This window comes from Streptomyces sp. NPDC015125, from assembly GCF_043080045.1.
Lineage (GTDB): Bacteria > Actinomycetota > Actinomycetes > Streptomycetales > Streptomycetaceae > Streptomyces.
Map to the genome: position 1 here is coordinate 138,801 of NZ_JBIBVF010000006.1, position 11,308 is coordinate 150,108.

General features: G+C 69.0%; 10 protein-coding genes, 3 tRNA genes and 1 pseudogene. 7 read left to right on the forward strand and 7 right to left on the reverse strand.

Annotated elements, in window-relative coordinates; genetic code table 11:
- Positions 1–307: 307 nt before the first annotated feature.
- Positions 308–1,453: a DUF2797 domain-containing protein gene (locus ACF088_RS16545; RefSeq protein WP_392376467.1), complete on the reverse strand. Its 1,146-nt coding sequence runs from the start codon at positions 1,451–1,453 to the stop codon at positions 308–310.
- A gap of 188 nt (positions 1,454–1,641) precedes the next feature.
- A complete protein-coding gene (locus tag ACF088_RS16550; protein WP_392376635.1) occupies positions 1,642–2,745 on the reverse strand; it encodes a GlxA family transcriptional regulator in 1,104 nt (367 codons plus the stop codon).
- A gap of 83 nt (positions 2,746–2,828) precedes the next feature.
- Between ACF088_RS16550 and ACF088_RS16555 the strand changes: the two genes are divergently transcribed.
- Positions 2,829–3,620 carry an NAD(P)H-dependent oxidoreductase gene (locus ACF088_RS16555; protein ID WP_392376468.1) on the forward strand — a complete coding sequence of 264 codons (792 nt, stop codon included), beginning with the start codon at positions 2,829–2,831 and terminating at the stop codon, positions 3,618–3,620.
- 84 nt (positions 3,621–3,704) lie between these two features.
- Here the strand turns inward: ACF088_RS16555 and ACF088_RS16560 are convergent.
- Positions 3,705–3,778, reverse strand: a tRNA-Met gene (locus ACF088_RS16560).
- Between the two features lie 219 nt (positions 3,779–3,997).
- Here ACF088_RS16560 and ACF088_RS16565 point away from each other — a divergent pair.
- The 4 genes from ACF088_RS16565 (at position 3,998) to ACF088_RS16580 (ending at position 7,349) form a co-directional block, all read left to right on the forward strand.
- Complete coding sequence (locus ACF088_RS16565; RefSeq protein ID WP_392376469.1) at positions 3,998–4,672, forward strand: hypothetical protein; 675 nt, start codon at positions 3,998–4,000, stop codon at positions 4,670–4,672.
- Positions 4,673–5,332: 660 nt separating this feature from the next.
- Complete coding sequence (locus tag ACF088_RS16570; protein WP_392376470.1) at positions 5,333–5,674, forward strand: hypothetical protein; 342 nt, start codon at positions 5,333–5,335, stop codon at positions 5,672–5,674.
- 5 nt (positions 5,675–5,679) lie between these two features.
- A complete protein-coding gene (locus tag ACF088_RS16575; RefSeq protein ID WP_392376471.1) occupies positions 5,680–7,017 on the forward strand; it encodes a hypothetical protein in 1,338 nt (445 codons plus the stop codon).
- Complete coding sequence (locus ACF088_RS16580; protein WP_392376472.1) at positions 7,017–7,349, forward strand: hypothetical protein; 333 nt, start codon at positions 7,017–7,019, stop codon at positions 7,347–7,349. The genes ACF088_RS16575 and ACF088_RS16580 overlap by 1 nt, the downstream gene beginning before the upstream one ends.
- A gap of 310 nt (positions 7,350–7,659) precedes the next feature.
- On the opposite strand, the pseudogene ACF088_RS16585 reads toward ACF088_RS16580, so the two are convergent.
- Positions 7,660–8,208: pseudogene (locus tag ACF088_RS16585) on the reverse strand (UTRA domain-containing protein); the annotation flags it as partial.
- Positions 8,209–8,231: 23 nt separating this feature from the next.
- Between ACF088_RS16585 and xerC the strand changes: the two are divergent.
- Positions 8,232–9,467 (forward strand): tyrosine recombinase XerC, encoded by a 1,236-nt coding sequence (gene xerC, locus ACF088_RS16590; RefSeq protein WP_392376473.1) that lies wholly within the window; start codon positions 8,232–8,234, stop codon positions 9,465–9,467.
- 78 nt (positions 9,468–9,545) lie between these two features.
- On the opposite strand, the gene ACF088_RS16595 is transcribed toward xerC, so the two are convergent.
- The 3 genes from ACF088_RS16595 to ACF088_RS16605 all read right to left on the reverse strand — a co-directional run bounded on the left by ACF088_RS16595 (position 9,546) and on the right by ACF088_RS16605 (position 10,218).
- A tRNA-Arg gene (locus tag ACF088_RS16595) sits at positions 9,546–9,618 on the reverse strand.
- Between the two features lie 133 nt (positions 9,619–9,751).
- Positions 9,752–10,000, reverse strand: a complete 249-nt coding sequence (locus ACF088_RS16600; RefSeq protein WP_392376474.1) for a hypothetical protein — start codon at positions 9,998–10,000, stop codon at positions 9,752–9,754.
- Positions 10,001–10,127: 127 nt separating this feature from the next.
- A tRNA-Ser gene (locus tag ACF088_RS16605) sits at positions 10,128–10,218 on the reverse strand.
- A 638-nt stretch (positions 10,219–10,856) separates the two neighbouring features.
- On the opposite strand from ACF088_RS16605, the gene ACF088_RS16610 reads away from it, so the two are divergent.
- Positions 10,857–11,288: an SSI family serine proteinase inhibitor gene (locus ACF088_RS16610; protein ID WP_392376636.1), complete on the forward strand. Its 432-nt coding sequence runs from the start codon at positions 10,857–10,859 to the stop codon at positions 11,286–11,288.
- Positions 11,289–11,308 lie beyond the last annotated feature (20 nt).

Consider the following 11,308-nt stretch of genomic DNA (forward strand, 5'->3'; position numbering starts at 1 on the left):
CAACACGCTCAGCCGAGGCCAACGCAACCGCGCCCAGCCAACGCCAACGCCAACGCGCCCAGCCGACGGCACACACCGAACCAGCCCAACACGCCCAGCTACCGCGCTCCCGATCTACGGGCCCACCGGCCTACTTGCATACAGCATCTAAACGCCCCCACCCGGCCCGGAACAACCCCCATCAGCCGCTTTCCGGCAAGCCCCGCAAGCCCAGAGGAAGCCCAGAGGAAGCGCAGTCCCAGCCTCACCAGTCCCGATGCCCCCACCTCGCCCCCACCTGCCTGCCCGCCCGGCCGGGCCCGGCCCCTCAGAACAACCCCTCCTGGCGCCCCTTCTCCTCCCCCGCCCCCGCCCGCTCCCCCGTCCCGGACACCGCGGTCCGCACCGGCGCCGTCGTCACCCGCCCCACAGCCGCCCCCAGCACCCACCCCGACAACACCCGCGCATCCATCACCGCAACCACCCCACCGGCCCTGCTCGCCGCACCGGCCCCACTCATCGCACCGGCTCTGCTCGACGCCCCGCCCGGGCCGGCCCCACCGACCACGCCGGTCACAGCACCCCGCCCCGCCCCAGCACCGACGCCCCCCACCACCTTTCCCCCTCCCACTTCCACTTCCCCACCCCCACCTGCACCCCCACTTCCATCCCCATCCCCGTCCCCATCCCCCACCAGCCGCAGATACACATCGGGCCCCACCCCGGTCAGCACCTCCCCCACGATCTCCATCCCGGACGTCATCCCGCCCAGCTCCGCCACCTCGCCCGGAATACGGTCAAGCCCGAACAGCTCCGTATGGTCCGTACAGGCGAACTCCACCGGCTGGAGCGTCTCCGGCCAGCCCGGCAACCTCCGTGCAGCCCCGTGTAGTTGCGCCAGCTCGGCGGCCCGTTCCGGCACCGGGGGCAACGCCCCACGAGCCGCCCGTTTCGCCGCCTTCCCGAACCGGTCGGGGACCGCCAGCGCGCTCCCCAGCAACGCCTCCGCCCGCCGCGCCGCCATCAAGGGCCCGCGCCCCAGCCATGCGTACGCCACCGCCCCCTGCTCCACCAGCCGGGCCGGGCCGCGCTCGACGGCCGTGATCCCCACCTTGAGCAGGCCGGGACCGAAGTACGCGAGGTAGACGCCATAAGGGCGCGGATCATCGGCCATGGTGTCCGCGGCCACCGACCGCGAACGATCCAACTGGGCGCATCGGGCGCACTGGTCCTTGGCACTCGCACCGTCGAGCACCGCACCGTACGGGCACACGATCCAGCGTGCGGCCCGCCGTACGCCCAGGCAGCGACGCTCCCCCTGCGCGGCGAACGCCAGCGCCTTGCCCGCGGGCAGCATGCTCACCCGCTCCTCACCCCGCTCGGCGCAGTACCAGCCGAGCCGCTGCCCGAACCGCCCCTCCGGTCCCGACCCCGGCCCGCCGCCCGACCAGCGCGGTCCCGTACATCGCCACACACCGCCAGCGTACGACCACCCACTGACAACGCCACCCGCACACAGTCACCGGCGGTCCTCAGCCCACACCCCACTGCCCACTGCCCCGCAACACTCGCCCCCCGCGCGGCGCGCACCACCCCACCGGGCCGCCCACCCAGGCCGAACGCCCCACCAGACCTCACACCCCACCGGGCCCCCACCAGACCTCACGCCACCAGCCCACCCCCATCCCCATCGCCTTCCCCACTCCCATCGCCATCCCCGCCTCCCGGCCCCCGGAACGTGCGCCGATAGGCCCGTGGCGACACCCCCAGCACCGCCTGCAGATGCATCCGCAGCGAGGCCGCCGTCCCGAAGCCCGCCTCCGCCGCGATCCGGTCCACCGTCAGCTCCGTCTCCTCCAGCAACTGCCGTGCGCGCTCGATCCGTTGCTGCGTCAGCCACTGGAGCGGCGAGACCCCGACCTCGTCCCGGAACCGCCGGGTGAAGGTCCGTACGCTCATCGATTCGCGCGCCGCCAGCTCCCGCAGGCTCAGCGGCCGGTCCAGATGTTCCAGCGCCCAGGCCCTCGCCGCCCCCGTGGAGGACATCTGAGGCTCCGGCACCGGCCGCCGGATGTACTGCGCCTGCCCGCCCTCCCGGTGCGGCGGCACGACCGTCCGCCGCGCCACATCGTTGGCCACCGCCGCCCCGTGATCGCACCGGACCATGTGCAGACACAGATCGATCCCTGAGGCGACCCCCGCCGCGGTCAGCACCTCCCCCTCGTCCGTGTACAGCACATCCGCATCCAGCTCGACCGCCGGGAACAACTGCCGGAAGTCATCCACCGACCGCCAGTGTGTGGTGGCCCGCCGCCCGTCCAGCAGCCCGGCCGCGGCCAGTACGAACGCCCCCGTACAGATCGACGCGATCCGGGTCCCGGGCCGGATCCGGCCCAGCGCTGCGGCCATCGCCGGACTCAGCCGCCCCGCACCTCCGCCCTCCCCCCACCCGTAATCCGCCCCGGACGCCGGGACGACCACGGTGTCGGCCTCGGCCAGCGCCTCCGGCCCGTGCCCGACATTCACCGTGAAGTCCGTGTCCGTACGCACCTCCCCGGGCTCCAAAGCGCAGGTCACCAGCTCGTACAGCCGCTCCCCGCCCGCCGACCGGGCCTCCCCGAAGATCCGGTGCACGATCCCCACCTCGATCGGCAGCATCCCGTCCCGCACCAGCACCGCCACCCGATGCGGCCGCCCACCCCCCGGAACGGCCCGCACATTCCCACCCCCACTACCACCGTCGCCACCGCTCTCCACCACACCCATGGCCCGACTCATGGCCCGATCCTTGCACACCATGGCCATCGGGCCACTCGAATGCCACCACGGCTCCCCGGACAGTGGAGGACATGAAGGTCCTCTGGCTGTTCGCCCACCCCGACCGGCGCTCCCTGAGCGGCGCCCTGCAGGCCGAGGGGCTGCGCACCCTCGACGCCCACGGCCACCAGCACCGCGTCTCCGACCTCTACGCCATGAAGTGGAACCCGGTGGTCGACGCCGCCGATTACGACCACGACCCGGCCGACCGCCTGCTCATCGGCACGGCCTCGGAACGCGCCTACTCAAACGGCCACTTGAGCCCCGACATCGACGCCGAACAGCAGAAACTCACCTGGGCGGACACGCTGATCATCCAGTTCCCCCTCTGGTGGTACGGCATGCCGGCCATCCTCAAGGGCTGGTTCGACCGCGTCTTCGTCAAGGGCTTCGCCTTCGGCCTCACCGACCCCGCCACCGGCCGCCCCCAGCGCTACGGCGACGGCAAACTCACCGGCAAGCGCGCCATGGTCATCACCACCGCCGGCGCCCGCGCCGCCACCCTCGGCCCGCGCGGCGTCAACGGAGACCTCAACGACCTGCTCTTCCCCCTCCAGCACGGCACCCTCTGGTACACCGGGATCTCCGTCGTCCCGCCCCTCCTGATCCCCGGCGCGGACCGCACCACCCCCACCGCCTACGCGAGCGCCGCCACCCGCCTGCGCGAGCGCCTCCACTCCCTCCCCACCACCGAGCCGCTGCCCTTCCGCCACCAGAACAACGGCGACTACGACGACAACCTGCTCCTCCACCCCGACCTGGCCCGCCCCCACACCGGCCCGGCCGCCCACTACACAGCCCCACCCCCACCGGTCCACGACTGAACCGCCCCGCCCGCCCGCACGCACCCGCACGCACAAAAGCCGCAGGCCCAGTGGAAGAAATTCCACTGGGCCTGCGGCTATCAGTAGCGGGGACAGGATTTGAACCTGCGACCTCTGGGTTATGAGCCCAGCGAGCTACCGAGCTGCTCCACCCCGCGTCGGTGAACTGAACATTACGCCACTCCCCCGCCAATGCCTAATCGTTTCCTTCACCACCACTCCACTCCCCTGCCATCCCCTCTCAACTCCGCTCCACACCAAGCCAGTTGACGCTGCGCACCCACCCCCTCCCGCCAGCAGTCGTCGGCAACAGCCCGGGTGTCGGAAAGTCGACCCTCTGCCGCTCCCTCCGTCCTCCCTCGTGCAAGGCTGCCGCCATGACGAGGCACCTGATAGCAGTCGTCGGCAACAGCCCGGGCGTCGGAAAGTCGACCCTCTGCCGCTCCCTGGCCGCCTGGCTGAGGGACACCGGAGCAGCGGTCGACCACTTCCAAGAGGCCGACATCCTCAGCCGCCCCGCCTTCCGCCCCGTGGCCGAAGAGTTCGCCAACGGCAACAACAGCGTCCGCCCCGAGACCTTGATCGAATCCACCCGCGCCTATCTCACCGAGTCCCGAGACGCCGGCATCGACGTCCTGGTCACCGACGCGCTGCTCCCCTTCATCCCTTCCCTGGTGGCCTGGGGCCACGACGAGCCCTCCATCACCCATGTCCTGCACGAGTTGACCACCGCCGTCGAACCGACCCAGGTGACCGTGGTCTACGTACACGACGACCCCTCGACCGCCCTCCACCGCGCCCTCACCCGCGAGGGCCCCGACTGGGAACACTGGTACCTCACCAGACTCGCAGGCTCCCCCGGCACCCGCTCCGTCCACGATCTCGCCTCGGCCGCCGCCCACCTACGCTACGAAGCCGCCCTGACCCTGCGCCTTCTGGCCACCACCCCGTGGAACGTCATCACCGTGGACGTCGCCGACCTCGACGCCTCCCGGACCGCCGACCACGTCCGCCACCAACTCACCGGACTCATCGACGTCACACCCCACTGAAGACCCCCCAGCCCCCTCACCCCGCCACCACCACCGCCACACCCCCCATCGGAGCCACACTCGCCGTTGACCAGCCCGGCTCCGCGCCCTGCACTGACCAGCCCGGCCCGCCCCCCAGGCCGCTCGACGACCGGGGCGACGCCCCGGACACCCCTGTTCGCCCCTGAAGGTCACTCAGCACACCGCCGGCACCCACAGGAGGCCAGCTCCCGCCCTCCCAAACTTCGAAGCAAGGGACGGCCCCGGCGCATAACCCGGTTGCTGCACTCCGCTACTGCCGTACGGCACGAAAAAGCCCCCGCCCGGAGAACCCGGCGGGGGCTTTGATCTGCTGTGCGCTCGGCAGGATTCGAACCTGCAACCTTCTGATCCGTAGCTCTATGCGGATCGGTCAGCGAACATCGTACGGGGCACTTCGCGGCCTCCTGGGCGCATCAACGGCCGCGATGGGTTGCGGTGGTTGCTGTACTCCGCTGCTGTACAGCAACCGCCTCCCCGCAACCCGCTTCTCGCATCCATGGCGCTTCTATGCATCTCGAACACCCGTGAACACACGTCCTGTTGGGCAGCCGACTGCCGCGCGCCCTTGGGGCCTGTAATCATCTATCAGGGCACCTGGGGGGGTCATGACATGATGATCTTTTGACGCTTGGGGGGTTAATGAACGGGGGATCTGGCGGCTTCTCTGCGGATGCCGCCTCCATCAACGGCAGCTCCAATCTGCTCAACGAGCTTGCCGGGCTGCTGAACGCGGGGCGCATGGACGGGGAGAACGCGACTCAGTGCCGCGTCCCGCGCGCGCATCCAGACGTGGCGCAGGCCGTGGAGGAGTTCGCGCGCTACACACAGGACCAGTACGCAGACATGGTCACCCTGCTGTCTGCGCTGTCCACCAAGTTGCACGCTACTGGGAACGCCCTCGTGCACGCCGACGCAACCGCTCAGCGAGGCATGGACGAGATCCTCAGCAGGGGCCGCTACGTAGCCCCCGAGGACCGGTGAGTGACGTGACCTACCGATCCGACGTGGATTTTCTGGAGCTGTGCAACCCTCCGCTCATCGAGCAGACAGGCGATGAGTACCGGAGGCTGCACCTCCTGCTCGACTCGTGCGAGGACGACTTCCGCAAGGCCGGCCGTATCGACTGGCAGGGTGAGGGACGCGAGCAGTACACCGCTCGTCTGAAAGAAGCCACGGCTCTGGGCGAGCACCTCTCCACAGCCTTCCGGCGGGTTCGCAGTGCGCTCTACACCTATGCGAAGGCCGCGACCCGTGCCAAGCACCACTTCGAAAGCGGGCAATCGACGGAGTCGCGCTTGGCCGAGGTCATCTCACGTGAAGGCACTCCGATCACTCCCACCGCGCGGGCGGCCGAACCCATGCGGCAATGGGAGGACCTGCGGGCAACTACGGGGTTCTGGGACTGGGCTGCAGAGCTTTTCGCCGACCCGGACGAGATTCGTGAAGAGGCAGATCGCTACTACAACGCAACCAGCGATCACTACGCCGATGCCCTGCGCGTCGAGGGCGAAGCACGCAAGGACTGTCTCGCCGAGATCCGTGTCGCCTTTCAGTCCCTGCCGGACTTCCGCGGCGGCGACTTCATCGACGCCACGCAACTCCAAGGTGGCGTCGACGCTTTGCGCCGTGAGACGAAGGACGCGGCAGATGACCCGCACGCCCAATTGTTCGGTACTGGCGTCAAGACGGACTCCATTCCCAAGGTCGGTCCAGGAGTGGCGATTTCACCTGCGCTGTTGCGCATCAAGTTGAAGACTGCCGGCCTCGAAGCGGACGGCAACTACCACTGGCTGCCCAGCAGCTCCGATGAGGAGCGACGCCAGTACATCTCCACCAACAAGCATCTGCTGCGCAACGCGGCCCGCGACTCGGGGCTGCCGCCCGAGATGGTCGCGGGCATCGCCTGGAAGGAAGTGGAAGGCGATCCCAGCTGGACGGACGACGCTTTCCCCTGGGCACGTCGCAACCTGCCCTTCACCGGGGACCAGGACATGACTTCGTTGGGCCCGATGTCCATCCAGGTCCGGCGCGCAGCAGAGGTCCTCGGATACGACCCGGAGAATCTCAGCGACCAGCAGCGCGACGAGGTCACCGGTGCGCTCAAGAATCCGGCCCAGAACGCCTACATCGCGTCGGAGTACCTGGCGCAACTCAAGGCCGAGAGCGGCTTCGCCGACGTCCCGCCCGAAAAGATGACCCGCGAGCAGATGCAGGAGCTCGCCGCCCGCTACAACGGCGGCCCCTACTATCAGAGCGAAGGGGCACAGCGGTACGGACGCCAATTCGACGAGCACGTTGACCAAGCGAAGGAAGCCCTCGGATAGTGACGACGCCCACCCGCCCCAGAAGCCCAGGTGGCCGACTGCTCATCGGCACATTTTTGGGGGCATGCCTGCTGGTCACGATTGAGGCGCCGCTGGCCTTCGTCACCCTGGTCCAGCTCATGCCCCGCGGCGAAGAGGCTGTCGAGTTCGACGCAGCTGTGGAGTTCTCGCTTCTCAGCAAGCTCGGCATCGGCTGGGCCCTCCTCTGCCTCGCCCTCACCCTTCCCTTCGTGAAGACACGAAGGCTGCGCCCCTGGTGGTACGCGCCGCCCCTCATCATGCTCGCGGCGCTGGCAGTGCGGCTGTCCTTCTTCCCGCCCTACGGCAGCTGACCGCATCTGAGCCGTGTTGGGCGCGAACAGCGGGAGCGCTAGCTGGAGCTGGGCATCACTCATCTCGGCATCGATACCCTCCTGCCTTAGCGAGAACCGCTCTGCCCAGGGCTCAGCCCTGAAGCCCTGAGCTTGGAATCACCGGCGGTTTGCCTCACTTATGAGCGCTGGCCAGGGGAAACGGCTCGCCGCGGCACTGCTGCGAACCCTCGGATCGAACCACTGTTGACCGCGGCTCGCCACAACTGGTGCGCTTCTGGTCCGCTAGTCGTGCGGCCGATTCGGGCTGCGAGCGTCCGGCCCGGCACCGCTAACGACTGATCGGGACTTCGTAGACGATCTCGCATAGCGCGGCGGGGACGACGATATCCGCCGTCTCCACGGGCCGCCCTTGGTCGCTGTAGTACGTCCGCCGGATGTGCGTGACGAAGGCGCCCTTCTGGATGCCGAGGAGCGATGCCTCCTCGGCATTCGCTTGCCGCGGCTCCGGCTGCTCCACAGCGTGGCCGACCTTGATGCCGATCTCGGCCATGCGGTTCACCACGCCCACCCCGGAGTGCGGCCCGCCCTCCGGGAGGACGACGAGCGTGCCGCCGGTGAGGTCGTACGGCTCCCAGCTCGTCGACAGCTGCACCGGCTTGCCGTCGGCCAGGAACTCATACACGGTGCGAACGCACAGGTCGCCCTCGTCGATGCCGAGGCGTGCCGCGATCTCGGCCGGCGCCGGCACCTTCGCCTCGGTCCGGCTTTCCCAGTCACCCAGCTTGCCCAGGGCCTTCATGTCCGTGCGAAACGGGGAACCGTCAGGCCGCTCGCGCGCCGAGGAGCGGACCATGCGTACGCGCTGACGAGGAGCGGCCTGGCCCGCGATGCTGAAGCGGAGTGGTCGGCATGAGCGGCAAGCGCGGCAACGGTGAAGGCTCCATCTACCCCTACAAGAACGGCTTCGCCGCCTACGCCTGGGTCACCACCCCGGACGGCAAGAAGAAGCGCAAGTACGTCTACGGCAAGACCCGCGAAGACGTCCACGACAAGTGGATCAAGCTTCATGCGGAAGCGAAGAACGGTCCGGTCGCTACTCGACACCGCACGGTCTCCGCCTTCCTGGCGTACTGGCTCGAGTCCATCGTGAAGCCCAACCTCGCGCCCCTGTCGTACGTCTCGTACGAGGGCTGCGTGCGGCTCTACATCGCTCCCCACCTCGGCACGAAGCGGCTGGACAAGCTCACCGTCCGGGACGTGCGCGAATGGCTGACCAAGCTGACGATCAGCTGCCAGTGCTGCGCCCAGGGGAAGGACGCCAAGAGGGCTCCCAGCCGGCGGCGCTGCTGTGCGGCCGGAGAGTGCTGTGAGGCGTATGCATCCCGCCGGGTGATTCAAGCCGCTCGCGATGCGCTGCGGGCCGCCCTGACGCACGCGGTCACCGAAGAGGAGATCGGAAAGAACGTCGCCGCCCTGGTGAAGGTGCCCAAACCGCGGCGCCGCCGGATCAAGCCGTGGTCCGCGGTCGAAGCTGGGCAGTTCCTCGCGGATGGGGTGACTCGTGAGGATCCCCTCTTGGCGGCTTGGGTGCTCGTGCTGTGCCTCGGGCTTCGCCGCGGTGAGGTGCTGGGCCTGACGTGGAAGTCCATCGACTTCGAGGCTGGTGAGCTGTACGTGGATCACCAGATCCAGCGGGCGGGGCGTCAGATCCTCCATCGGGAGACCAAGACGGAGGACTCGGACGACTTCCTGCCGCTGCCCACGCTGTGTCTCAAGGCGCTCCGGATGCGCCGCGCTCAGCAGATCGGGGACCGGAAGGCGGCCGGTGATCTCTGGCAGGACAGTCACGGGCTGGTCTTCACGACGAAGTACGGCACGCCGATCGAGCCGGGCAACCTGACGCGGATGTTCGCGCTGCGTGCTCGTCGCGCCGGCCTGCGTGTCATCCCGTTGCGGAACACCCGGCACACCTGCAGCTCGCTCCTGGTCGCCCTCGGCGTCCACCCCAAGGTGGCTCAGCGGATCCTGCGGCACTCACAGATCGCGATGACGATGGAGGTCTACGCCGAGGCGAGTGAGGAAGAGGTCCGCTCGGCTCTCGGCAAACTCTCCGAAGCGATGGGTGGCACCGGCTGACCCGGTTGCTGTACTTCGCTGCTGTACGGCACGACAAAGCCCCCGTCCGGGTTACCCGGCGGGGGCTTTGATCTGCTGTGCGCTCGGCAGGATTCGAACCTGCAACCTTCTGATCCGTAGTCAGATGCTCTATCCGTTAAGCTACGAGCGCTTGGCTTTCCGGCGGTTTTTCTTGCCGGTCGGCGTTGCGGGAACAACATTACATGACCTGCGCCGTGAGGCGAAATCCATTGCTCGCAGCACCTCTGACCTGCGGAAACGCACCTCTGGGGAGGTTCGGGGGGCTATTCGGGCCAGGGGGAGTCCTCGATGATCCGGACGAAGTTCGGGCGGGTGTAGTCCTCTTCGAAGCGATCCAGGGCGTCGGCCTTCGTATGGGGCGTGGGGCGGCGAGGCGTAGCAGCCTCTCGGGCCGGGCCGGGCGCGGCGTGGATCGGCGTGGCGTGGATCGGCGTGGCGCGGCCGGGGCGGGTGAGTCCGGCACCGCGTGGAAGAGCCGCAAGGCCCGTGCGGAAGGCATGATCACTTCGCATGTGGCGGGAGAAGTCCGCAGGTGCGGGGAGAAGATCGTTTCGCGGGCGGGGGCGCGAAGATCGTTTCGGGGGCGCATAAAGGCGTTCAGGCCCCGGTCGGGAGGACCGGGGCCTGAACGAAGAAGAGCGGAGGCGGAGGGATTTGAACCCTCGATGGGGGGTAAGCCCCAAACCGCATTAGCAGTGCGGCGCCATAGACCGGACTAGGCGACGCCTCCACACACCCCACGCGTGCACGCACGCTGTGGTGTGTCCAGATGATGGCACAGCCCCCAGGGCTGTCACCAATCGCCCCCTACGGTACTAGGCGCTCGGGCCTGCGGGCAAAGACGTTCCTGCAGCGCAACGTCGGGGGCGGCAGCGCGTTAGAAGTGTCGGGGCCGTGGCGACCCGCGTCGTCGTGCGCCCCCGGCGTGTACGTATCGCGTACCGCCCCGCACTCGCCTCCCTGGAGCCTGTGATGCCGCACCGCCGTACGTCATCCCTCTTCGCCGCGGCCGCCGGCGCCGCCACCACGGCCGTGGCCCGTCTGACCGCCACCACGGCCGCCGCAGGCCGCGTCTCCGCCATCGCCGCCGTGTCCGTCGTCTCCGCGGGCGCGGCGCTGGTCCTGGCGGCGCCTGTCGCGTCGGCCGCCCCGATCCCGCTGCGGCACCACTGGTCCGGGAGCGGCATCACGGGCACGGGGGACCACATGCCCGCCGCGCGGCACGACCGCACCGATCACGGCAGACATGTTGATCACGGCAGGCACGTTGATGACGGGAGACCCGTTGATGACGGCAGACCCGTTGATGACGTGAGGCCCGTTGATGGCGGGAGGCACGTTGATGATGGCGCGCCCCTCGATCACCGGATCCCCGCATCCGTTGGTCACGACGCGCCCGTCGGGCACCGCACCCCCGTCGGTCACGACGCGCCCCTCGGACACGGCGCGCCGGTTTCCCGCCGCACGCCCGCCGACCACCTCACCGTCACCGTCCACGACTCCGGTTCGGCGGCCGCCAATGGCACCTTCGAGCTGTACTGCCACCCGGGCGGGGGCAACCACCGTCACATCAAGGGCGCCTGCGCCAAGCTGGACGGGATGACGAAGTGGGGCAAAGACCCGTTCGCACCCGTACCGCAGGGCGTGAACTGCACGATGATGTACGGCGGCCCGGCCACCGCGCATGTCACCGGAACCTGGGCGGGGCGTCCCGTCAACGCGGATTTCCGGCGCACCAATGGGTGTGAGATCAGCCGCTGGGGCCGGTTCGAACCCCTGCTCCCGTCGACCCGTTCCTGACCCGGTTCGTGCCCTAGTAG